This window comes from Frigoribacterium sp. CF331 (assembly GCF_057787905.1).
Genome location: NZ_CM173545.1, coordinates 914395 through 936369, shown reverse-complemented (window position 1 = coordinate 936369; position 21975 = coordinate 914395). Strand labels below are relative to the sequence as shown.

Below are 21975 nucleotides of genomic sequence, written 5' to 3'. Positions count from 1 at the left end.
ACGAGAGACGACGTGCCGCTCACCCCGTCGGGTGGGCGGCACGTCGTGTCTCGTCCGTGGCGTCGCGCGGTCGGACTCAGCCGGCGACGACCTCGACCTTGGTCCAACCGGGCTCGCGGCGGTCGAACGCCTCGTAGGCCTCGATGGCCGAGCCGATGCCCTCGTGCTCGGTGATGAACGCGGTCGGGTCGAACTGGCCGGACGCGACCAGGTCGATCAGCGGCGGGGTCACCGAGTGGTGGTCGCAGTTGCCCATGCGGATGGTCAGGTTCTTGAGCATCGCCTCGCCGAACGGGAACGACGTGACGGTCGGCGAGTACACGCCGATGACGCCGATGCGGCCGTACTTCGCGACGACCTCGACGGCCCAGCGCAGGGCCTGGGTCGGGGCGTTGCCGGGCACCCACTGGTCGCCCTGCGGGTTCGCGTCGGGGGCGACCTGCTCGACCTCGGCCGCGAACTCGGCGGCCGTGTCGGCGTCGGGAGCAGCCGGGCCGTGGCTCGCGTGCTGGGCGTCGACGCCCACCGCGTCGATGACGGCGTCGACGCCGGCCCCGGCGGTGAGGCGCTTGATGGTCGCGACCGGGTCCTCCTCGTCGAAGTTCACGATCTCGGCGTTCTGGGCGAGGGCCTGCGCGAGGCGGGTCTCCTCGTGGTCGACGACGATCACGCGGCTCGCGCCCTGCTTGAACGCCGACGCGATCGCGAACTGGCCGACGACGCCGGCGCCGAACACGGCCACCACGTCACCCCGGGTCACGCCGGCGAGCTGGGCGCCGAACCACCCCGTGGGGAAGATGTCGCTCAGCAGGATCGCCTGCTCGTCGCTCACCGTGTCGGGCAGGCGGTGCATGGTGTTCTGGGCGAACGGCACGCGCACCGCCTCGGCCTGCAGGCCGTTCACCGGGCCGGTCGAGGCCGGGCCGCCGAAGAAGCAGGTGCCGGCGTCGGGGCCGTTGGGGTTCGCGACGTCGCACTGGGCCGTCTGGCCCTGACGGCAGTAGCGGCAGGTGCCGCACGAGACCGTCGAGTTGATGACGACGCGGTCGCCGGCGCTGAAGCCGCGCACGTCGTCGCCGACCGCGGTGACGACGCCGACCGCCTCGTGCCCGAGGATCGTGCCCTCGGCCATCGGGGCCATCGTGCCGCGCACGAAGTGCAGGTCGGTGCCGCAGATGGCGCTGCGGGTGATGCGGACGACCGCATCGGTGGGGTCGACGATCGTGGGGTCGGCGACCTCGTCGAGTCGGATGTCGCCGATGCCGTGCCAGACGACTGCCTTCATGGGGGTGGTCCTTCCGTCGAGTGAGGTGGGGGCTGCGGCCGGGCTCGTGCCCGACGGCTGCCGCCACCCGGGCGACGGTAGGCCCCGGCCGCGCGACGGGACGTGTGCCCTCGCACAGAGAACGGGGGACGCGGCCCTGACCCGTCGCCCCCCTAATCTCGCGGAGTCGGCGGGGCGGACGCCGGGCCTCGGGCGGCGGGCCTCGGACGCCGGGCTTCAGACGGCGGGCTGTCCGGCGGCGTACCAGGCGGCCAGCCGCCGCAGTCCCTCGTCGACGCTCACGGCCGGGGCCCAGCGGAGGTCCCGTTGCGTCCGCCGCTGGTCGAACCAGTGGGCGGTCGACAGCTGTTCGGCGAGGAACCTCGTCATCGGCGGTTCGTCGGCACCCGGGCGCACGGCCCAGACCCGTTCGACGAACGATCCCGCGGCGCGGGCGACCGCGGCGGGCACCCGGAGGCGCGGGGCGGGCACCCCGGCCGCCGCGCAGATCCCCGCCATCAGGTCGGCGACCGTGCGGGGTTCGCCGTTGCTGATGACGTAGGCCCCGCCGCTGACCTCGTCGACGCGCTCGAGCGCGGCGGCGATGCCCGACGCCGCGTTGTCGACGTAGGTCGAGTCGATCAGCGCGGCACCGTGGTCGAGCAGGGGCAGGCGGCCCGCGCGGGCGCGGTCGACGATGCGCTCGACGAGCTGCGTGTCACCCGGGCCCCAGACGAGGTGCGGGCGGACGGCCACCACGCGCAGGTCGGCGTCGGCCGCCCCGAGGGCGACGCGTTCGGCCGCGGCCTTGGTGCGGGCGTAGTCGCCGCGGGCGTGACCGGGCGAGGCGGGCAGGGCGTCGTCGCCCACGATCGACGAGCCGGCGTGTGCCACCGAGGGTGACGACACGAAGACCAGGCGTGACGCCGAGGAGGCGCGCATCGCCTCGACGAGGGAGCGCGTGCCCCCGACGTTCACGGCCTCGAACTCGGCCGCGTCACCGGTGAGCGACACCTTGGCGGCGAGATGGACGACGGCGTCCTGGTCGCGGACGCCCGCGGCGACCGCCTTCGGGTTCGTCACCGAGCCGAGGATGTCGCGGGCCCCGGGCACGCCCGACGGTCGTCGCTGGAGGGTCGTGACCTCGTGCCCGGCGGCGGCGACGGCCCGGGCGACGGCGCCGCCCAGCAGCCCGCTGGCGCCGGTGACCAGCACCCTCACGGCCGAGGCCCGGGCGCGACGTCGGGCGTGTTCGTCGTCGACGGTCGTGCGCGCCCGCCGGTGTCGGCCGAACCCGCCCGGCCCGGAGCGCCGCCGAGCCTCACGGGCGACGCATCCGTCCGCCCGACAGCACGGACGTGGCCCAGCTGGCGAGGCCGGTGCGGTCGATCTTGCTGTTGTGTCGCACGTCCGTCGGCAGCCGGGGCACGACGAGCACGGCGGCCACGGGTCGTCCCGACGCCTCGGCGACGGCCGAGCGGACCGAGGCCGCCAGGGCCGCGGGGGCCAGCCCGGGACGACGGGCCGGGGGGACGGTCTCGGCGACGACGACGACCTGCTGCGTGCCGGCCGGGCCGACGCCGACGACGGCGGCGCGGGCGATGCCGGCCAGCGCCTCCACGGCCTGTTCGGACGCCACCGGCGTCAGCACGCCCGTGGGGGTCGTGATCACGTGGGGGAGCCGGCCCTCGACCCAGAGGCGCCCCGCGGCGTCGAGGTGCCCGACGTCGCCCGTGCGGTGCCACCGGGTCTCGGCGGTCGACCCGAGGCGGCTGGCGCGGTGCGTCAGCCAGAGCCGGTCGTAGTGGTCCTCGACGTGCGGGGCCGAGACGACGATCTCGCCGGTCACGCCGGCGTCGTCGACGAAGGCCGAGGAGGCGCGGCCCGCCTCGTCGAGGGGAGCGATCCGCACCGTCGTGGTCGCGCCGGGCAGCCCGACGCAGACCCCGCCCGCGTCGGGCGCGCCCGCGGCGACGGCGGCCTCGCGGTCGGCCGTCGCGGAGCGCACGCCCTCGAGCGTGACGTCGGTCATCAGCAGGCCCTCGGTCATGCCGTAGGGGGTGTGGGGCGTCGCGTCCGGCATGAGGTCGCCGGCGGCCGCCAGCAGCGACTCCGAGACGGGGGCACCGGCCGAGAGGAACGTCCGGACGCCGGCCAGGGCGCGGTGGTCGTCGGCGTCGAGGTCGCCGGCGGTCGTGACGACGTTGGCGAGCGCGGCGGGGGAGAGGAAGACGACGGTGGCGTCGACCGCCGCCGTCGCGGCCGCCACCGCGCGGGCCGTCAGGGTGCGCGGCTTCGTGACGTCCATGTCGGGCGTGACGCTCGTCGCACCGAGGGCGGGCCCGAGCAACGCGAACGGCGCGAAGCCTGCGACGAGGCCGGTGCCCGGCCCGACGTCGTACCGCTCGGCGAGGGCGTCGCGCAGGGCGGTCAGCTGGCCGTGGCGGTAGACGACGCCCTTGGCGGGGCCGGTCGAGCCCGAGGTGAAGAGGATCGCGGCCTCGGCGTCCGAGGTCGGTGCCTCGGGCAGTTCGGCGAGGGCGTCGTGGGCCCGTCGGCCCAGGGCGGCGATCTCGGGCAGCGACGCCTCGACGCCGAGGGCCCGCGCGGCGACCGGCGACAGCTTCGTGGTCGAGATCTTGCGGCCGGGCCAGCCGAGGGCCGTGGCGGCGGTGAGGCCGGGCAGCTGTCCGACGACGTGGTCGGGCCAGGCTCCGCGGACCGCCCGCGTCAGGCCACGCACGCCGAGCCCCGCGTCGGCGACGACGACGACCGCGCCGATGCGCACGCACGCGTAGAGCACGGCGGTGAGGTCGGCGCCGGGCTGCACGAGCAGCGAGACCCGGTCGCCCGGTCGCACGCCGTGCTTCCGCAGGCCGAGGGCGATCTCGCGGACCCGGCGGGCGAGCAGGCTCCAGCTCACCGACCGCGGGCCGTCGGCACCCGCGGGAGCCATCTCGACGAGCGCGGTGGCCGGGCTGTCGGCCAGGGAGTCGAGGTGCGACCAGAGTGGGCGGTCCTGCGGGGACGCAGCCAGCGCCTCCTCGGGTCGGGAGGTGCCCGCGTCGGCGACACCGGTGCGAGCCGTACCGGTGCGGGACGTGCCGGTGCCGGTGCCGGGCGTGCCGTCGGGCAGGCGGTCGCCGAGCCAGGTCAGCAGGGCCCCGGCGTAGTCGACGTCCTCGGCGACGAGGTGGCCGGCGCCCTCGAAGCGGTGGACGTCGGCGTGCGGCAGCCGGTCGACGAGGTCGTCGAGGTACCGGTCGGAGAAGATCGGGTCGCGCGGGCCCCAGAGCATCAGGGCCGGCACGGAGAGGTCGCGCAGGCCCTCGGCGATGCGGTCGAGCTCGGGGCTGCTGACGTGCTCGTCGTCGACGGGGATGTCGGCGACGAAGCCGCCGATGCCCCCGCGGCGGTCGGCCTGCCGGTACGGGGCCCGGAAGCCGGCCTTGACCTCGGCCGACAGCGGTGGGTGCGCGAGGCCGAGGGTCACGTCGAGGAACCCGGTCGTGCCGACGGTCGCGCGACCCAGCACGCCGCGGGCGAGGGTGAGGCGCAACGGAGCCGGGATCTTCTCGCCTTCGGGCTGGTGCACCGCGGTGTTGAGCAGCATGAGCCCCGCGAGCTGGTCGGGATGGTCGACCGCCCAGCCCGACGAGACGACGCCGCCCCAGTCGTGGCCGAGCGTGACGACCGGTCCGGTGATCTCGAGCGCGTCGGTGAGGTCGCCCAGGTCGGCCACGCGACGGGCCAGGGTCTGGGGCGAGCCGGTGCGCTCCGAGAAGCCCATGTCGAGCTGGTCGACGGCGACGACCCGCCACGCCGTGCCCCCGGCCTCGGCGGCCTCGAGGGTGCGGGCGACCAGTCGGCGCCAGAGGTACGACCAGGTCGGGTTGCCGTGCACGCAGAGGATGGTGCCGACCGGTTCGAGGCCCCGGGCGGCCAGGGCCTCGCCGTTGTCGAGGACGTGCCAGGTGCGGGAGGCGCGGTGCGAGCCGAGCCCGTACGGCACGTCGACGAGGCGCGACCACGACGGGTCGAGCCCGTCGAGACCCGCGGGGGGACGTGACGCCGGCGCCGTGGCGGAGGCGGACCGCGGGAGGCGACTCACCAGGCGAGCTCCATCATCGCGGTGTTGATGCCCGAGCCGACGCCCATCAGCAGCACGCGGTCGCCCTTGCTGAGGGTCTTGCTCTCTTCGACCAGGGTGATCGGGATCGACGCCGGGCCGACGTTGCCGAGGGTCGGGTAGGTGAGCGGGACGAGCTTCTTGTCGATGCCCGCGGCCTTGACGAAGGCGCCGGTGTGCACGTCGCTGACCTGGTGCATGATGTAGCGGTCCATCCGCTGCCAGTTCCAGTCGCGCTTCGCTTCTTTCCAGGCCGAGACGACGAGCTCCATGCCGCGCTTCAGCAGGGCTTTCGCGTCGGTGAACATGCCGTCGACGCTGCCGACGCAGAGGTCGTAGTTCTCGGTGGCGGCGCGCGTGACGCCGCCGACGATGCGGTGGCCCTCGGGGTGCAGGTCGGCCCGGCCGATGACGGCGGCGGCGGCACCCGAGCCGAGGGTCAGGCTGGCGAACTCGCTCATGAAGTCGTCGCGGCCGTAGCCCTTGGTCAGCAGGCGGTCGATCGTGTTGACCTGCACGTCGTCGGCGTCCTCGCCGTCGATGATGACGGCGTAGTCGATCTGGCCGGCGTCGATGAGCTGCGCGGCGAGGGTCATGCCGTTGACGAAGCCGAGGCACGCGTTGGCGATGTCGAAGTTCGTGGCCGACGAGGGCAGGCCGAGGCCGTGGTGCAGGCGGACGGCGACCGAGGGCTCGAGGTGCGGGCGCGTGACCGACGTGTTGATCAGCAGTCCGACCTGGTCGGGGCGGATGCCCGCCTCGGCCATCGCGCGCTTGCCGGCGTCGATCGCGGCCGAGTCGAAGCTCTGCTCGGTGCTCCAGTTGCGGCGCTCGTACACGCCGGCGACGCGCTGCAGCAGGCCGGTGGGCAGCTTCAGGCGCTTGAGGACGGGCAGGAGCTTCTCGTCGATGCTCTCGGAGGTGGTGACCCGGTCGGCCATCGTGCTGGTGACCGACAGCAACGCGACGTTGCTGTGCCGGGTCGTAGCGTTTCCGTTCAACGGAACTCCCTGTCGAGTTGTGGCGGGGTGGGGCTGCACGCGCGCGCGGGTGGCGCGCGGAGCCGAACGTCGTGGGCACCGGTCCGGTGCACCCGTCAGTTTACGGCGACGGACGCTGGGTGGTTGCCAGGTTGACGGGGCACGTCCATGCCCTGGACGGCATGTGGCGCGCGGGTGGGTCGTCAGCCCTCGGGCCCGCGGGGCAGCCTGACGACGCGCCGCCGGTCGTCCCGCGACCACCAGACGAGGTCGGCGAGGGCCCAGGTCGCGGCGCCCAGCCCCGCGAGCACCACGACCACCGTGACGACCGTGACGCTGCCCCCGCCGACCGCCAGGGCGGCGACGATGCTCGCGATGACGACGAGCGCGCAGAACACGGTGACGAGGGGCAGGGCGATGCCGCCGCGCTTGGTCAGCAGCCAGTTCGGCACGTCGGGGTCGACGTGCACGTCGTGTCGTCGCACGGTGCCTCCTCGGCGGGTCGGGTCCCGGCGATCGTAGCCCGAGCACCTTGTACCCTCGGGTGCATGAGCGACCTGCGGCGACCCTGGTTCACCCTGACGAAGACGGGCGCCGTGGTGCCCGCCGTCTTCGAGGTGCTGATCGGCCTCTTCGGCCTCGTCGTCCAGGTGCTCAACATCGCGTCGGGCGTGCCGGTCCAGGCGTTGACCGTGATCATCCTCGTCGTGGCCCTGCTGCTGATCGCACAGGGCGTCGCCGACCTGGTCTGGTGGAGCAAGGACGGCCGTCGCGCCAGGGCCCGCCAGGTCTGACCCGCCGCCGGCCCACCCTGCCCGTGCCGCCCCGCCCGCGCCGCATCGTCGGCGGCGGCGGTCAGGCGGACGCCTCCGGCCGGGGCCGACGCAGTCGGTGCGTCGCGAGCAGCACGACGACGACCACGCCCACCCCGATCGCGGTGTCGGCCGTGCGGGCCGCCACGAGGGCGCCCACGTCGACCGGCGTGCCGCCGAGGGCGCGCATGCCGAGGGCCATCGGCGTGATGAACACGAGCGCGAGACCGTAGTTGCGGACGATCAGCAGCTCGGTCGCGAACTGCAGCACCCCGAAGGCGACGATCAGGGCGGCGACGCCCGGCTGCCAGGCGAGCAGCAGGGCGGCGAGGCCCACCCCGACGAGGGTGCCGAGGAGGCGGTGGCCGGCCCGCACGAGCTGCCCCGCGGTCGCGGTCCCCACCACGGGCACCACGGCCGACACCATCGCCCAGTACGGGCTCTGCACGCCGAGCGCCACGCTGAGCGACCCGGCCGCGATCGAGGCCACCAGGCAGACGGCGGCGTGGACGAGCGTCCGTCGGCCGTCCAGGGGTCTCGGCCCGCGCCTCCAGCGACGACCCTCGGCGGTGGCCAGCGCCCGGCGGCCGGAGGGCAGCAGGGCTCCCGCGAGCGAGGCGAGCAGCGCGACGGCGAGGCTCGCCGGGGCGACGACCGCGGCCGCGCCGACGGTCGAGGCGGTCGCGGGGACGAAGGCCGTCACACCGAGGCCGAAGACGAAGAAGAGCGGGCCGGGCGGGCTCCAGCGGCGCAGGTCCGACACGGCTGAAGCCAGGCCGGCCACGAGGCCGATCGCGACGACGGCCACCACCACCGGGGCGCCCGACGCCGCCAGGACCGTGCCCAGCACGACGCACGCGACCAGGCCGAGCCCCGCCTCGAGTTGCATCTCGAGGCGCTGGAACCTCGGCAGGCCGCGACCGAACGCCGAGGCGAAGGCCCCGAAGACCGCGTAGGGCGTCCACTCGACGTGACCGATCAGGGCGAGCACGACCATCGGCACGAGCACCGAGACGGCGACGCGTGCCGCGGGGCGGTGGGCTCCGTCGTGCGGACCGAGGCGGACGAGGTCTCGCGGATGCGGCAGCAGACGGTGGGCGGGGGCGGTGGTCGTGATGGCGGGTCCTCCGGTCGACGGGGCGTGGGCGCTCGTCGTCGAACTGCTTCACGGGTGAATGAACTGCATCCACTTTACCCGTGAAGCATCGGTACTCTCAAGGCATGAGCGACCACGGCCCGCGCGACGCGATCGACGACGTCCACGACCGGTGGCGCGAGCTGCGACCCGACCTCGACGTCTCGGCGATCCCCGTCGTCGGCCGGGTCAACCGCCTCGCCCGCATCGTGCAGCGCCGCAGCGACGACCTGCTCGCCGAGTTCGGCCTGGGGCGTGCCGACTTCGACCTGCTCGCCGCCCTGACCCGACGCGACGCCCCGACGACCCCCACGCAGCTCGCCGACGAGACGCTGCTGTCGCCGCCGGCCGTCACGAAGCGCGTCAAGGGCCTGCTCGCGGCCGGCCTCGTCGACCGGTCGGCGAACCCCGACGACCACCGCGGCTACTTCGTCGCCCCCACCGCCACCGGACGCCGGCTGATCGACCGGGTGCTCGAGGTCCAGCTCGCCGACGAACGGGCGATGCTCGCCGCCCTGCCCGAGGAGGCGCGCGCGGCCGTCGCGGACGGCCTGCGTCACCTGCTCGTCGCCCTCGAGGGCTGAGCGGGGCCGGACCGGTGCGATCGGGCCGCGTCATGGGGGAACAGAGCCGGCCACGGGACTCGAACCCGTAACCTTCCGATTACAAGTCGGATGCGCTACCAATTGCGCCAGGCCGGCGGAGCGTGCCCATCTTACCCAGGCCGCGCCTCCCGCCCCGGCGCGAAGGGTGCGGCCGGTGCAGGATTGGCGCTCCGAGGGCGAGAAGTGGTGAAGTAGACGGAGCGCACCGCGCCCGTTCGACGCACCGACCTGAGGAGCCCCCCTTGTCCACGATCTTGACCGCGCTCGGTTCGCTCGCCCTGCTCCTCGTCAGCTTCGCCCTGTTCGCCTACTCGTTCGGCACCGGCGAGCCCAACGCCTTCGTCTTCTTCGCGGGCATCGTGCTGATGACCGGGTCGTTCTGGCTGCCCATCACGGTCATCGGCAACAGCCACAAGACCTGGTGACCGGGTCGGCGTCCCGCACGGGGGCGCCGACGCGCCGGGGTCACCTCACGACGACGGCGTGCTGACGAACCGTTCGGGGTCGAGCAGCTTGCGCGGCTTGCCCTCGTCGTCGTCGCGACCGCCCACGTAGAGCCAGCCCAGCAGCTGCTCGCCGTCGCGCAGACCGTGCGCCGCGGCCACCTCGGGCGTGCGGGTCCACACGCCGGTGCGCCAGAAGACGCCCCAGCCCTCGTCGTCGAGCACGAGCGACAGCAGGTGGGCGACGCCCGAGGCCACGGATTCTTGCTCCCAGTACGGCACCTTGCGGCTCTCGCGCGGAGACACGACGACCGCGACGATCAGCGGGGCCCGCAACGCCTTCTGGGTCAGCTTGTCGCGGGCGTGCCCCTCGGCCCCGCTCGCCTCGGCGAGGGACCGACCGACGATCATGCGGTCGTCGCCCCGCAACTCGAGCAGGCGCCAGGGGCGCAGCTCGGAGTGGTCGGCCACCGTCGCCGCCGACCGCACGGCGTCGAGCAGCTGCTCGTGCGTCGGCGCGACGTCGGTGACCTTCGACCGCGACCGACGTCGCCGGGCGGCGTCGGCGACGGTGCTCACTACTCGGCGGCCTTGAAGTCGAGCGAGATGCTGTTCATGCAGTAACGGTCGCCGGTGGGCGTGCCGAAGCCGTCGGGGAACACGTGGCCCAGGTGCGAGCCGCAGTTCGCGCAACGCACCTCGGTTCGGGTCATGCCGAGGCTGTCGTCGTCGATCAGCTGCACGGCCTCGGGGTTCACCGACTCGTAGAAGCTGGGCCACCCGCACCCGCTGTCGAACTTGGTGCCGCTCTTGAACAGCTCGGCGCCGCAGGCGGCACACGCGTAGGTGCCGGCACGGCTCTCGTCGAGCAGCTCGCCGGTCCACGGACGCTCGGTGGCGGCCTCACGCAGGACGGAGTACTGGTCGGCGTCGAGCTCCTCGCGCCACTGCTCGTCGGTCTTCTCGATCTTGTACGCCACGATGATCTCCTCGCTTGTCGGGACTCCTCATCCAACACGATCCGGCGTCGCGCGATTCCCGGCGCCCACCGGGCTGCCAGACTCCGGGGGTGAGCACCTCCGAGCGCTTCCTGGCCGCTGCCCTCGCCTTCGAGCGCGAGGGCTCGCCCTCGCAGGCCGCCCTGGCCCGGGGCGTCGCCGGCGACCCGGCGGCGCTCGCCGTCGTCGACCGGGCCGAGGAGGCGCGGCGCCAGCCCGTCCTCGTCCTCGCGGTCTGTCGGTGGCTGGGCGCGCCGCCCGGGCCCTGGTCGACGCTGCGGCCCTGGTTGCTCGCCCGCTCCGACGACGTCGTGGCCGAACTCGGCCGGCGCCTCACCCAGACCAACGACGTGAGGCGCTGCGCCCCCCTGTCGATCGCGCTGGCCCGGGTGCCGGGCCCCGTCGCGCTGCTCGAGGTCGGTGCCTCGGCGGGGCTCTGCCTCGGCGTCGACCGGTACGGCTACCGCTCGGGCGACCACGCCTGGGGCGACCCGTCGAGCACGGTGCAGCTCGCGGTCGACGTCGTCGCCGGGGTCGACGCGCCGCCGCTCCCCGAGGGGCGGCTGCCCGAGGTCGTCTGGCGGGCGGGGCTCGACCTCGACCCCGTGGACGTCGACGACGCGGAGCAGGTCTCGTGGCTCGAGACGCTCCTGCCGCCCGAGCGCGTCGACCGGCACGACCTGCTCAGGCGGGCGGTGGCGCTCGCCCGCACCGCGCCTCCTCGGCTCGTCGCGGCGGACGCCGTCGACGGCCTCGCCGCCCTCGCCGCCGAGGCGCCGCAGGGGACGACGCTCGTCGTCGTGTCGACGGGCACGCTCGTCTACCTGCCGGGGCGGCGACGTCAGGCCTTCGTCGACGAGGTCGGCCGGCTGGGCGCGCGGTGGATCTCGTACGAGCGGCGCGACCTGCTGGCCGACGTCGTCGCCGAGGCGCCGCCGGGCGTGCCGGCCGGGGACGCCTTCGCCGCACTCGCGCTGGACGGGCGGGCGATCGGCGTCGGCGACGCGCACGGGACGCGCCTGCACCTCGTGTCGTGAGCCCCGTGGGTTGCCGGACCACGCGCCCGGCCTCCGCGATCGGCCACGGAGCCGCCCCTAGGATGGCCCGGAACCGAGGGGAGGGCTGCGAGGATGGACGAGAACGCGACGGGTGACGACGTGCGCGCGAGCGTGCTGTCCGAGCGTGACCGCGCCGTCCTCGACTTCGAACAGCGCGCTCCGGCGGCGGCCGGTGCCCGCGAGGCCGCGATCCGGCGCGAGCTGGGCCTCGGGGCCGTCCGCTACCAGCAGTTGCTCAACTCGCTCATAGACCGACCGGCTGCACTGGCCTACGCCCCCATGCTCGTCGGCCGCCTGCAGCGGCTGCGAGCCGCCCGCCGCGACGCCCGAGCGACCCGTTCGTTCGGTCCGACCCACTGATCCACGAGAGACCCACGCATGCCTGCATTCGACCGAGACCGGTTCGACGACGTCCCCGCCGACCTCGACCGCGTCGGGGCGCACCGGGCCGTGAAGCGCCCGGGCGGCGGCTGGATCGCCTTCGCCTGGGCCGCCCTGGCGACCGGCGTGCTGGTGGGGGCCGGGGTCGTCTACCTCGGCGTCGCCAACGACAGCTTCCAGTTCGTCAACCCCTCGTCGTCGAGCACGGCCGAGGCCGGGGCCGCCGAGACCGACACGGCCACCTCGACGCCCACCCCGTCGGCCAGCGAGTCGGTCGCACCGCTCACCGACCCGTCGCAGGTCGACCCCGCGGTCACCGTCACCGTCCTGAACGGCACGGCCACGGCGGGCCTCGCCGGAGCCGCCTCGGAGCGCCTCGAGGCCGAGGGCTGGGTCGTCGGCACGCAGGGCAACGCGAGCGAGCGGGTCTCGACCTCGACCGTCTACTACTCGTCGGCCGCCGACGAGGCCGTGGCGCTCGGGTTGGCCCAGCAGCTCGGCATCGCGGACGTCGAGCTGACCGACGCCTTCCCCGGCGCCTCGGTCACGATCGTCCTCGGGGCCGACTACAGCGCCTGACGACGGGCCGTCGAGGCGGCCCACCCGAGGAGGCGCGGGTGCCGTCGGGCCCTCGCCGCGCCTCCCGTGTTACGCCCGTGTTTAATCACGGGTTGATTCCTCACCTTTTGCGGGTGTTTCTCGGATGACCTGTTCATCTCGGCTTTTCTCGCCGCTAGCATCTGGGATTGGTCGCCCCTCACGGCTCGCCGACCTGGTGTTCTGCACGAGTGACGCTGCCCCGTCCGGGTGCGCAGGTCACTGCGTCGACGACCCGGCCCGGCAACACCGCACGTGCCGTACGTACACAGCAAGGGGAGCGACACCATGGCAAACGGGACCGTCAAGTGGTTCAACGCGGAGAAGGGCTACGGCTTCATCACCGTCGAGGAGGGCGGCCAGGACGTCTTCGTGCACTACTCGGCCATCGACATGAGCGGGTACAAGGTCCTCGAAGAGGGCCAGGCCGTCGTCTTCGAGGTCGGCACGGGCGACAAGGGCCCCCAGGCGGAGTCGGTCCGACTCGCCTGAACCCCGTCGGCGCGCCCCGACGCGTCGACACCCGCCGAGCACGCCGTCACGGTCCGCCGTGGCGGCGTGCTCGCGTCCGTAGGCCCCGGAACGTCACTTGCACTCTCATCGGGCGAGTGCCAGAATCGTTGCTGGCACTCGCGACACGTGAGTGCCAATGCTTCTGCTTCATGACGTCCGGGAGGGACGAAAAACACACATGGCTAAGATCATTGCTTTTGACGAAGAGGCCCGTCGCGGCCTCGAGCGTGGCCTGAACATCCTGGCCGACGCGGTGAAGGTCACGCTCGGCCCGCGTGGTCGCAACGTCGTGCTCGAGAAGAAGTGGGGCGCCCCCACCATCACGAACGACGGCGTCTCCATCGCGAAGGAGATCGAGCTCGACGACCCGTTCGAGAAGATCGGTGCCGAGCTCGTCAAAGAGGTCGCGAAGAAGACCGACGACGTCGCCGGTGACGGCACGACCACCGCGACGGTGCTGGCCCAGGCCCTCGTCCGCGAAGGCCTGCGCAACGTCGCGGCCGGCGCCGACCCCATCTCGCTGAAGCGCGGCATCGAGAAGGCCGCCCAGGCCGTCTCCGACCAGCTGCTCGCCGACGCGAAGGACATCGAGACCAAGGAGCAGATCGCCGCCACGGCGTCGATCTCGGCCGCCGACCCCACCATCGGCGCGCTCATCGCCGAGGCCATCGACAAGGTCGGCAAAGAGGGCGTCGTCACCGTCGAGGAGAGCAACACCTTCGGCACCGAGCTCGAGCTCACCGAGGGCATGCGCTTCGACAAGGGCTACCTGTCGCAGTACTTCGTCACCGACCCCGAGCGCCAGGAGGCCGTCTTCGAGGACGCCTACGTGCTCATCGTCAACTCGAAGATCTCGAACATCAAAGACCTCCTGCCGATCGTCGACAAGGTCATCCAGTCGGGCAAGCAGCTGCTGATCATCGCGGAAGACGTCGACGGCGAGGCCCTGGCCACGCTGGTCGTCAACAAGATCCGCGGCATCTTCAAGTCGGTCGCCGTCAAGGCCCCCGGCTTCGGCGACCGTCGCAAGGCCCAGCTGCAGGACATCGCGATCCTCACCGGTGGTCAGGTCATCGCCGAAGAGGTCGGTCTCAAGCTCGAGAACGCCACGCTCGACCTGCTCGGCCGTGCCCGCAAGGTCATCATCACCAAGGACGAGACGACCATCGTCGAGGGTGCCGGCGACGACGAGCAGATCGCCGGCCGCGTCCGTCAGATCCGCAGCGAGATCGAGGCGACCGACAGCGACTACGACCGCGAGAAGCTCCAGGAGCGCCTCGCGAAGCTCGCCGGCGGCGTGGCCGTCATCAAGGCGGGTGCCGCGACCGAGGTCGAGCTGAAGGAGCGCAAGCACCGCATCGAGGACGCCGTCCGCAACGCGAAGGCTGCCGTCGAAGAGGGCATCGTCGCCGGTGGTGGCGTCGCCCTCATCCAGGCCGGCAAGACCGCCCTGGCGAACCTGCAGCTCGAGGGCGACGAGGCGACGGGTGCGAACATCGTCCGCGTCGCGATCGACGCTCCGCTGAAGCAGATCGCCTTCAACGCGGGCATGGAGCCCGGCGTCGTCGCCGACAAGGTCCGCGGGCTCGACATCGGCTGGGGCCTCAACGCCGCGACCGGCGAGTACGTCGACATGCTGGCCGCCGGCATCATCGACCCCGCCAAGGTCACGCGTTCGGCTCTGCAGAACGCCGCGTCGATCGCCGGTCTGTTCCTCACGACCGAGGCCGTCGTCGCCGACAAGCCCGAGAAGAACCCGGCCCCGGCCGGCGACCCCTCGGGTGGCATGGACTTCTAGTCCGCACCGTCCGGCTCGCGCCGGGCACACGCACAAGGGCGGTTCCCCCTCGGGGGAGCCGCCCTTCGGCGTTCCGGGTGTGCGGCGTCGTGGGGTGGCCCGGATGCGCGACGCCGCGGGGAGACCAGGGTGCGACGTCCCGCTCGCCCGGTCCGACCCTCGCGTCCGGCGGTGGGCGATGTGCCTAGGCAGGGGTTCTGCGCCGACTGAGGGGGTGGGTTGGTGCGCGCGGGGTCGCACCCCCGCGTTCGGCGGTGAGCGATGTGCCTAGGCAGGGGTTCTGCGCCGGTCGAGGGGGTCGGCCGATGGGGCGAGCCGGGCCAGCTGCGAGATGCCGAGCCGCGAGGTGCCGCGAGGCGAGCCGGCTCGCAGTCAGGCGGTCGCGCTCGTGGTGACCGGCTCGGCGGGGGTGGAGACGTCGGCGGGCATGAGGGGCAGGGCGACGCGGAAGGTCGCTCCGCCGCCCGGGGTGTCGCCCACGTCGACCGAGCCGCCGTGGGCTGCGACGATGCCCGAGACGATGGCGAGGCCGAGACCGCTGCCGCCGGTGTCGCGGGTGCGCGACGAGTCGGCGCGCCAGAAGCGCTGGAAGATCTTCTCGCGGATCTGCGGCGGGATGCCCTCGCCGTGGTCGACGATGGCGACGGTGGCGACGCCGCGCGACGGGTCGGACTGCACGACGAGTTCGATCGGGCTGTCGTGTTCGGTGAAGCGCATCGCGTTGCCCATCAGGTTGGTGATCACCTGGCGGATCTTGTTCTCTTCACCGAGCACGATCGCCGGCGCCTCGAACCTCTGCACCTCGTCCTGCAGCTGGGCGGCGGTGGCGGTGTCGCCGTTGCGCACGGCCCGGGCCCGCAGGCTCCGGAGGCGCGCGAGGGTCGCGCCCGCGAACGAGATCGGCCCCGTCGCCCCCGGTGCGGCACCCCCGAGTGGCGTGCCCGCCGCGGGCGTCGTGACCGCGGCCGGGGGAGTGGCCTGGGGGAGGCGCCCGTCGGCCGTCGCCTCGTCACCCTCGACCGGTGCCTCGAACGGCGCGACGACCGGTTCGAGCACGATCACGTCGATGTCGCGGTCCGGGTTCGACGCCATCGTGTCGAGGGCCGAGTCCCTGGCGAGCTGCACGAGGTCGACCGGGCCGAGCTCGAGGGGCTTCGACTCGTCGAGGCGGGCCAGGGCGAGGAGGTCTTGCACCAGCACGCCCATGCGGATCGCCTCCTTCTCGATGCGGTCCATGGCCTGGGCGACGTCCTCGGGCTTGGTGAGCGCCCCCATGCGGTAGAGCTCGGCGTACCCGCGCAACGACACGAGGGGCGTGCGCAGCTCGTGGCTCGCGTCGCCGACGAAGCGTCGCATCTGGTCGATCGTCTTGGCCCGGTCGTCGAAGGCGCTGTCGATGCGGCTGAGCATGGTGTTGAGCGACCGGTTGAGGCGGCCCACCTCGGTGTTGGGCGTGGTCGAGTCGAGGCGCTGGGTGAAGTCGCCGTCGGCGAACCGGGCGGCCGTGGCCTCGACGTCGCGCAACGGGGCGAAGGTCGACGTGACCAGGAGGCGCGTGAGGGCCGCCCCCAGGACGACCACCGAGAGTCCGAAGCCGAGGAAGATGCCGCCGAAGCGCCCGATCGTCGCGTTCGTGCTGGCCAGGTTCGTGCCCGCGACGATCGTCGCGGGCACGAGGGACACGGTGCCCTGGGCGTCGGTCGACTGCAGCTGCGTGGGGTGGGCGTAGAGGCGCCACTCGTTGTCGCGACTGGTGCTGTACCGGATGAACGCCTCGTCCATCGGGGCACCCGAGACGCCCAGTCCCGTCAGCACGGGGGCGTCCGTCGAGCTCGAGAGCTGGCTGCGGGTGTCGCAGATCAGGTCGCCGTCGGCGTCCAGGATGGCCACGTAGCTGCTGGTCAGGCCGCCGAAGTTCACGGTGCACGACCGAGAGTCGGACGCGTCGATCAACGCGCCGTTCAGGTTGCGGGCCGAGTTCTCGAGCGAGGTGTCGACCTGCCCCATCAGATAGGTGCTGAGCACGGTCATCGTGCCGAGGCCGGCGACGACGAGGCCGAGGGTGACCAGGGTCACCGTGATGCCGGTGATCTTGGTGCGGATGGAGATCTCGTTCCACCACTGCGAGAGGCGTGCGTGCATGGGGTCAGACGTTAGCGGAGCCGGCTGGGGGTCGACACGACGATGCCCGACCGCACGGGGCGGTCGGGCATCGTCGGTCGACGCGTGTCGGGCGAGGGCCGGTCAGGCCTTCGAGGCCTTGAGCATGTAGCCGAAGCCGCGCTTGGTCTGGATGATCGGCTCGGTCGAGAACTGGTCGAGCTTGCGACGCAGGTACGAGATGTAGCTCTCGACGATGCCGGCGTCGCCGTTGAAGTCGTACTCCCACACGTGGTCGAGGATCTGGGCCTTGGACAGCACCCGGTTGGGGTTCAGCATGAGGTACCGCAGCAGCTTGAACTCGGTGGGGCTGAGCTCGATCGCCGTCTCGCCGATGGTGACCTCGTGGGTGTCCTGGTCCATGGTGAGCTCGCCGGCGCGGATGATCGCGTCTTCGTCCTCGTTCATGGTGCGACGGAGGATCGCCTTGATGCGGGCCACGATCTCGTCGAGGCTGAACGGCTTGGTGACGTAGTCGTCGCCGCCGACGGTGAGGCCGGTGATCTTGTCCTCCGTGTCGTCCTTCGCCGTCAGGAAGAGGATCGGCGACGTGTAGCCCGACGACCGCAGTCGCTTGGTCACGCCGAACCCGTTCATGTCGGGGAGCATCACGTCGAGGATGATCAGGTCGGGTTCTTCTTCGAGGACCGCCGAGATCGCCTGGGCCCCGTTGCCGACCGCGCGCACGGCGAAGCCGGCGAAGCGCAGGCTGGTGGTCAACAGGTCGCGGATGTTCGGTTCGTCGTCGACGATCAGGATCTTGGGGCCGTCACTCATGCGCCCAATCATCTGCGCGCCTCCTCGGTGTTTCCTGTGAGCGGGAGGCACGTCTCCCGCGAGCAGGCGGAGCGTCGGCCCTCAGGCGGCCGAGACCGCAGCTGGCCGAGACCCTCGTCCGGCCGGGACGCCGGGCGGCCGTCGGGGTCAGGAGTCGGGGCCGGCCCACTCGACGTTCGGCACCAGGGCGACGCGCGTCGTGAGCTCGAGCAGCTCGTCGGGCACCGCCAAGGTGAAGTCGACGCCCTCGCGCCGCTCGAGCACGGCGGTGTAGCCCGAGGCGCGGGTGATCTGCCACCCGGGGAACTCCTCGACCGAGGCCGCGACGACCTGGGCCTCGGAGGCGTCGTCGGTGGCGCCGATCGCGCTCAGGCCGGCGAACAGGTGGTCCTTCACCGGCGAGCCGGCGAGCAGGTCGCTGCGCTCGATGACCTCGGGGTCGGGGCTCCAGGTCACGACGCTGAGGGTGGCGCCCGCGTGCAGCCCGCCCTGCACCTCGTACGTGCGCGCGACCGAGACGACCACCGACGGGTCCCACTCGGCGAAGCGGGCGACCTGACCGCGGAACTCCATGGCGTCGTGGTCGAGCGAGGCCACGAGGGGGCCGAACGTCGCGAACGGCGCCTGGTCGGCGGCGAAGACCCGGCGCAGGCTGTCACGCCAGAGCTCGTCGTCGCCCAGGGGCAGGTCGGTGGCCCCTCCGTCGCTCACGCCGCGACCACCGGCGAGTCGAGGATCGTGTAGCTGTAGCCCTGCTCGGCCAGGAAGCGCTGACGGTTCTGGGCGAAGTCCTGGTCGACCGTGTCCCGGCTGACGAGCGTGTAGAACGACGCGGGCAGCCCGGACTTCTTCGGCCGCAGCAGTCGGCCGAGTCGCTGGGCTTCTTCCTGCCGCGAACCGTACGAGCCGCTGACCTGGATCGCCACGGTCGCCTCGGGCAGGTCGACCGAGAAGTTCGCGACCTTCGAGACGACGAGCACCTTGAGGTCGCCGTCGCGGAACTGCTGGTAGAGCCGTTCGCGCTCGTCGACGGGCGTGCTGCCGGTGAGCGTCGGGGCCTCGAGCACCTCGGCGAGCTCGTCGAGCTGGTCGAGGTACTGGCCGATGACGAGGATCTGCTCGCCGTCGTGCCGCGCCACGAGGTGCTTGACCACGTCGAGCTTCGCCGGGGCCGTCGCGGCCAGCCGGTAGCGCTCGTCGTCGGGCGACGCGGCGTACTCGAGCCGCGCCTCCTGCGGCAGGTCGACCCGCACCTCGTAGCACGAGGCCGGCGAGATGAAGCCCTGGGCCTCGATCTCCTTCCACGGGGCGTCGAAGCGCTTGGGGCCGATCAGGCTGAAGACGTCGCTCTCGCGGCCGTCCTCGCGGACCAGGGTCGCGGTCAGGCCGAGCCGACGGCGGGCCTGCAGCTCGGCCGTGAGCTTGAAGACGGGCGCGGGCAGCAGGTGCACCTCGTCGTAGACCACGAGGCCCCAGTCGAGCGCGTCGAGCAGCGAGAGGTGCGTGTACTTGCCGCCGCGGCGGGCGGTGAGGATCTGGTACGTCGCGATGGTGACGGGCTTGACCTCTTTCACCGAGCCCGAGTACTCGCCGATCTCGTCCTCGGTCAACGAGGTGCGCTTGAGCAGCTCGTCGCGCCACTGCCGTGCCGAGACGGTGTTGGTGACGAGGATCAGCGTCGTGGTGCCGGCCGCCGCCATGGCCCCGGCGCCGACGAGGGTCTTGCCCGCGCCGCAGGGCAGGACGACGACGCCCGAACCACCCTCGAAGAAATTGTCGATGGCCTTCTGCTGGTAGTCGCGCAGGTGCCAGTCGCTCTCGTCGAGGTCGATCGTGTGCGGGGTGCCCGGCGTGTAGCCGGCGTGGTCCTCGGCGGGCCAGCCGAGCTTGACGAGCTGCTGCTTGACCTCGCCACGCGCCCAGGGCAGGAGCTCCCACAGGTCGTCGGCCCGCTTCACGCCGAGCAGCTCGCCGACCTTCTTGGCCCGGGTCACCTCGCTCAGCACCGAGCTGTCGGTGCCGCGCAGCAGCAACTGGTCGCCGTCGCGCTCGATGACGATGCGGCCGTAGCGCGCCACCGTCTCGGCGATGTCGACGCTGACGCTCTGCGGCACGGGGAACTTGCTGTACTTCTCGAGCGTGGCGAGCATGTCGTCGGCGGTGTGCCCGGCGGCCCGGGCGTTCCAGAGACCGAGCCGGGTGATGCGGTAGGTGTGCACGTGCTCGGGCGCGCGCTCGAGCTCGGCGAAGACGCTCAGGTCGTGCCGCGCGTCCTCGGCCTGCTCGTGCGCGACCTCGAGCAGGACGGTGCGATCGCTCTGCACGATCAGGGGTCCGGTCATGAGGGACGAGTCTAGGCGCGCCTCCTGCCCGCGCTCACAGCGGGGCACCGCCCGCGGGACGAGGAGGCGCGGCTCGGCCGACGGGGCCGCCCGCGTCAGTCGCGACTCGCGACCGCCACCACGTTCTTCAGCGGCAGCGTGCGCTCGACGTCGGACTTCTTGTCGCGACCGCGGACGCGTCCGCCGCCGATGCCGGTGGGCTCCATGTCGAGGGTGGTCGTGCTGCCGTCGGGCATCGCGACCGTGACGGTGACGGTCAGGCGTCCCTTGACGGCGGCGTCGAGCTGACGGGCGATCCAGGCGCGGTCGGTCGACTCGTCGCCGCCGGCGTCGTCCGTGTGCAACCGCGTGACCAGCTCGCGCAACGGGTCGCGCGTCTCGAGCGGGGCGGGGCGGCGCGGCCTGCGGCGTGACGGCGGCGCGACCTCGTCGCCCCCGTCGTCGACCACGACGACGGGGTAGCGCTCGTCGCTCAGCGACCAGAAGACCGTGTCGCGCTCGAACCGGCTCGCGACGGTCTTCTCGTCCACGCGGGTGAGGCCGAGGGGTGACAGCGACTGGTCGACCTCGAGGGTGTCGAGGCTCGCGCGGTCGTCGGCCACGACGAGCGACAGCGAATCGCCCGGTGCGCCCGCCGGAGCGCGCCCGGGGGCGACGGCGCGGACGCGGTACCGGCCGTGCCGTTCGGCGCTCTGCTGGATCAGGTAGTCGAGCGGCTGGGGGATGCCCGTCGACGAGATGCCGCCGAGGAAGTCCCGCAGCGTCTCGGCCGTCTCGCCCTCGCTCAGGGCGCGCTGCAGTCCGCCCTCGGTGATGCGGTACGTGGCCGCGAGGCCCGCGCTCTCGACGACCGCGATGACGCGCAGCCGGGCGTCGATGGCCGGCGAGAGCGGACCGGGCGAGACGACGCTGAGGTCGTGCTGCAGGTAGACCTGCTCGACCGCGTCGGGCAGCAGCGCGGCCACGCGGGCGCGGGCGGCGGCGGGACCCTCGCGGAAGAGCGCGACGGCCGCCGAGGTGGGGGTGTCGTCCGAGGTCAGCCCGAGCACCTCGGCGCTCCGCGAGAAGGCGGCGATGCGCTCGGTGATCCAGCTGCCGCCGGCGGGGTACGACCAGTCGGAGAACTCGCGCAGCGGCAGGCCCCACGACGTGTCGACGCGCTGCTCGAGCACGGTGAGGATCTCGCTCGGCAACGAGCCGAGCCACGCCCGCGTGAGCGTCTGCCAGCGGTCGGGCCAGGAGGCGCGGAGCCAGTCGGTCGCGTCGGCGGCCACCACCCAGCCGTCGGGGCTCGGGGCCGCGAGCCCGGCCCGCACGGCGATGGCGAGCACCGTCGCGACGTCGTCGACGTCGATGCGGGCCGCCTCGGCGAGTCGCCTCGTCTCGGGCAGGGCCAGCCCGCCCTTCGCGAGCTCGCGCGCCGGCGACTGCTCGAGGGCACGCAGGATCTCGGCCACCTCGATCACGACGGCGTAGAGGCGTTCGGCCGAGCGGGCGTCGGCCTCGTCGCGCGCCTGGTCGAGGACGGTCTCGAGGACGACCGGCGGTCGCTCGGCGGTCAGCACGTCGAGGGCCAGGGCGGGATCGTCGTCGAGCCGGTCGCCGACGGCGTCGAGGGTCGCGACGGACGTGCCCCGCCGCACCACGAGGAACGCCTGGACGAGCTGCTCGAGGGCGGCGTCGACGGCTTCGCGGTCGATCTCGAAGGCGGCGTCGACGCGGTCGTGCACGGCGTCGACGTCGCCCGGCACCCGGACGACCTGCAGCACGACGAGTGCCACCCGGTCGAGGTGGGCCAGGGCGTCGCGGACGCTGGCCGGCTCGAGCAGCACGTCGGCGAGGTCGAAGGCGTCGTGGACGCTCGACGCCCTGACCTGCCGGCGCGCGAGGCGGCGCAGCAGGTCGTCGTCGTCGACGGCGCGCAGGACGCCCGCGAGGTCGAGTGCACTAGCCATGGTCGAGGCCTCCAGCCGTCGTGCAGCC

General features: G+C 73.0%; 21 protein-coding genes and 1 tRNA gene. 8 read left to right on the top strand and 14 right to left on the bottom strand.

The features are described from left to right. Positions 1-76: 76 nt before the first annotated feature. The 5 genes from AC3CCI_RS04360 to AC3CCI_RS04340 all read right to left on the bottom strand — a co-directional run bounded on the left by AC3CCI_RS04360 (position 77) and on the right by AC3CCI_RS04340 (position 6858). Complete coding sequence (locus tag AC3CCI_RS04360) at positions 77-1285, bottom strand: alcohol dehydrogenase catalytic domain-containing protein (protein ID WP_488628224.1); 1209 nt, start codon at positions 1283-1285, stop codon at positions 77-79. 216 nt (positions 1286-1501) lie between these two features. Further along, positions 1502-2485 carry an NAD-dependent epimerase/dehydratase family protein gene (locus AC3CCI_RS04355; protein WP_488628223.1) on the bottom strand — a complete coding sequence of 328 codons (984 nt, stop codon included), beginning with the start codon at positions 2483-2485 and terminating at the stop codon, positions 1502-1504. 100 nt (positions 2486-2585) lie between these two features. Next, positions 2586-5375 carry an alpha/beta fold hydrolase gene (locus AC3CCI_RS04350; RefSeq protein WP_488628222.1) on the bottom strand — a complete coding sequence of 930 codons (2790 nt, stop codon included), beginning with the start codon at positions 5373-5375 and terminating at the stop codon, positions 2586-2588. Next, a complete protein-coding gene (locus AC3CCI_RS04345; protein WP_354593786.1) occupies positions 5372-6394 on the bottom strand; it encodes a 3-oxoacyl-ACP synthase III in 1023 nt (340 codons plus the stop codon). Before AC3CCI_RS04345 ends, AC3CCI_RS04350 begins: the two co-directional genes overlap by 4 nt. Positions 6395-6576: 182 nt before the next feature. Then, positions 6577-6858, bottom strand: coding sequence for a hypothetical protein (locus AC3CCI_RS04340; protein ID WP_488628221.1), 282 nt, complete (start codon positions 6856-6858; stop codon positions 6577-6579). A 63-nt stretch (positions 6859-6921) separates the two neighbouring features. On the opposite strand from AC3CCI_RS04340, the gene AC3CCI_RS04335 reads away from it, so the two are divergent. Further along, on the top strand, positions 6922-7167 hold the full coding sequence (locus tag AC3CCI_RS04335) for a hypothetical protein (RefSeq protein ID WP_488628220.1): 246 nt from the start codon (positions 6922-6924) through the stop codon (positions 7165-7167). A 61-nt stretch (positions 7168-7228) separates the two neighbouring features. Here AC3CCI_RS04335 and AC3CCI_RS04330 read toward each other — a convergent pair whose 3' ends face one another. Continuing rightward, the gene (locus AC3CCI_RS04330; RefSeq protein WP_488628219.1) at positions 7229-8182 is read right to left on the bottom strand and encodes an FUSC family protein; all 954 of its coding nucleotides are present in this window, start codon (positions 8180-8182) and stop codon (positions 7229-7231) included. A gap of 224 nt (positions 8183-8406) precedes the next feature. Between AC3CCI_RS04330 and AC3CCI_RS04325 the strand changes: the two genes are divergently transcribed. After that, positions 8407-8904 (top strand): MarR family winged helix-turn-helix transcriptional regulator, encoded by a 498-nt coding sequence (locus tag AC3CCI_RS04325; RefSeq protein ID WP_488628218.1) that lies wholly within the window; start codon positions 8407-8409, stop codon positions 8902-8904. Between the two features lie 44 nt (positions 8905-8948). Here the strand turns inward: AC3CCI_RS04325 and AC3CCI_RS04320 are convergent. After that, positions 8949-9021 (bottom strand) — tRNA-Thr (locus tag AC3CCI_RS04320). A 146-nt stretch (positions 9022-9167) separates the two neighbouring features. Here AC3CCI_RS04320 and AC3CCI_RS04315 point away from each other — a divergent pair. Beyond that, entirely contained in the window at positions 9168-9350 is a 183-nt protein-coding gene (locus tag AC3CCI_RS04315) for a hypothetical protein (protein ID WP_354593781.1), read from the top strand. A 45-nt stretch (positions 9351-9395) separates the two neighbouring features. Here the strand turns inward: AC3CCI_RS04315 and AC3CCI_RS04310 are convergent, their stop codons facing one another. Beyond that, positions 9396-9947: a nitroreductase family protein gene (locus tag AC3CCI_RS04310; RefSeq protein ID WP_488628217.1), complete on the bottom strand. Its 552-nt coding sequence runs from the start codon at positions 9945-9947 to the stop codon at positions 9396-9398. Next, positions 9947-10348, bottom strand: coding sequence for a peptide-methionine (R)-S-oxide reductase MsrB (msrB, locus tag AC3CCI_RS04305; RefSeq protein WP_488628216.1), 402 nt, complete (start codon positions 10346-10348; stop codon positions 9947-9949). Before msrB ends, AC3CCI_RS04310 begins: the two co-directional genes overlap by 1 nt. Positions 10349-10437: 89 nt before the next feature. On the opposite strand from msrB, the gene AC3CCI_RS04300 reads away from it, so the two are divergent. From AC3CCI_RS04300 to groL, 5 genes are all read left to right on the top strand, one after another. Next, the gene (locus AC3CCI_RS04300; protein ID WP_488628215.1) at positions 10438-11403 is read left to right on the top strand and encodes a DUF2332 family protein; all 966 of its coding nucleotides are present in this window, start codon (positions 10438-10440) and stop codon (positions 11401-11403) included. 93 nt (positions 11404-11496) lie between these two features. Continuing rightward, positions 11497-11784 carry a DUF3263 domain-containing protein gene (locus tag AC3CCI_RS04295; protein ID WP_354593777.1) on the top strand — a complete coding sequence of 96 codons (288 nt, stop codon included), beginning with the start codon at positions 11497-11499 and terminating at the stop codon, positions 11782-11784. Between the two features lie 18 nt (positions 11785-11802). After that, the gene (locus AC3CCI_RS04290) at positions 11803-12384 is read left to right on the top strand and encodes a LytR C-terminal domain-containing protein (RefSeq protein ID WP_354593776.1); all 582 of its coding nucleotides are present in this window, start codon (positions 11803-11805) and stop codon (positions 12382-12384) included. Between the two features lie 306 nt (positions 12385-12690). Beyond that, positions 12691-12894, top strand: coding sequence for a cold-shock protein (locus AC3CCI_RS04285; RefSeq protein WP_354593775.1), 204 nt, complete (start codon positions 12691-12693; stop codon positions 12892-12894). 199 nt (positions 12895-13093) lie between these two features. Next, a complete protein-coding gene (gene groL, locus AC3CCI_RS04280) occupies positions 13094-14713 on the top strand; it encodes a chaperonin GroEL (protein ID WP_043593524.1) in 1620 nt (539 codons plus the stop codon). A 372-nt stretch (positions 14714-15085) separates the two neighbouring features. Here groL and AC3CCI_RS04275 read toward each other — a convergent pair whose 3' ends face one another. The 5 genes from AC3CCI_RS04275 to AC3CCI_RS04255 all read right to left on the bottom strand — a co-directional run bounded on the left by AC3CCI_RS04275 (position 15086) and on the right by AC3CCI_RS04255 (position 21947). Beyond that, complete coding sequence (locus AC3CCI_RS04275; protein WP_488628214.1) at positions 15086-16855, bottom strand: sensor histidine kinase; 1770 nt, start codon at positions 16853-16855, stop codon at positions 15086-15088. A gap of 102 nt (positions 16856-16957) precedes the next feature. Then, positions 16958-17650 (bottom strand): response regulator transcription factor, encoded by a 693-nt coding sequence (locus AC3CCI_RS04270; protein WP_054146826.1) that lies wholly within the window; start codon positions 17648-17650, stop codon positions 16958-16960. Between the two features lie 147 nt (positions 17651-17797). After that, positions 17798-18361 carry a hypothetical protein gene (locus AC3CCI_RS04265; RefSeq protein ID WP_488628213.1) on the bottom strand — a complete coding sequence of 188 codons (564 nt, stop codon included), beginning with the start codon at positions 18359-18361 and terminating at the stop codon, positions 17798-17800. Further along, a complete protein-coding gene (locus tag AC3CCI_RS04260; protein WP_488628212.1) occupies positions 18358-19992 on the bottom strand; it encodes a DNA repair helicase XPB in 1635 nt (544 codons plus the stop codon). The genes AC3CCI_RS04265 and AC3CCI_RS04260 overlap by 4 nt, the downstream gene beginning before the upstream one ends. A 95-nt stretch (positions 19993-20087) precedes the next feature. Further along, positions 20088-21947, bottom strand: a complete 1860-nt coding sequence (locus AC3CCI_RS04255; RefSeq protein ID WP_488628211.1) for a helicase-associated domain-containing protein — start codon at positions 21945-21947, stop codon at positions 20088-20090. Between the last annotated feature and the right edge of the window lie 28 nt (positions 21948-21975).

Bases quoted from the DNA above. Each gene is read 5' to 3' on its own strand.
- AC3CCI_RS04360 (WP_488628224.1), bottom strand. From the start codon at position 1,285: ATGAAGGCAGTCGTCTGGCACGGCATCGGCGACATCCGACTCGACGAG.
- AC3CCI_RS04335 (WP_488628220.1), top strand. From the start codon at position 6,922: ATGAGCGACCTGCGGCGACCCTGGTTCACCCTGACGAAGACGGGCGCC.
- AC3CCI_RS04330 (WP_488628219.1), bottom strand. From the start codon at position 8,182: ATGGTCGTGCTCGCCCTGATCGGTCACGTCGAGTGGACGCCCTACGCG.
- AC3CCI_RS04325 (WP_488628218.1), top strand. From the start codon at position 8,407: ATGAGCGACCACGGCCCGCGCGACGCGATCGACGACGTCCACGACCGG.
- AC3CCI_RS04295 (WP_354593777.1), top strand. From the start codon at position 11,497: ATGGACGAGAACGCGACGGGTGACGACGTGCGCGCGAGCGTGCTGTCC.
- AC3CCI_RS04290 (WP_354593776.1), top strand. From the start codon at position 11,803: ATGCCTGCATTCGACCGAGACCGGTTCGACGACGTCCCCGCCGACCTC.
- AC3CCI_RS04285 (WP_354593775.1), top strand. From the start codon at position 12,691: ATGGCAAACGGGACCGTCAAGTGGTTCAACGCGGAGAAGGGCTACGGC.
- groL (WP_043593524.1), top strand. From the start codon at position 13,094: ATGGCTAAGATCATTGCTTTTGACGAAGAGGCCCGTCGCGGCCTCGAG.
- AC3CCI_RS04275 (WP_488628214.1), bottom strand. From the start codon at position 16,855: ATGCACGCACGCCTCTCGCAGTGGTGGAACGAGATCTCCATCCGCACC.
- AC3CCI_RS04270 (WP_054146826.1), bottom strand. From the start codon at position 17,650: ATGAGTGACGGCCCCAAGATCCTGATCGTCGACGACGAACCGAACATC.
- AC3CCI_RS04260 (WP_488628212.1), bottom strand. From the start codon at position 19,992: ATGACCGGACCCCTGATCGTGCAGAGCGATCGCACCGTCCTGCTCGAG.
- AC3CCI_RS04255 (WP_488628211.1), bottom strand. From the start codon at position 21,947: ATGGCTAGTGCACTCGACCTCGCGGGCGTCCTGCGCGCCGTCGACGAC.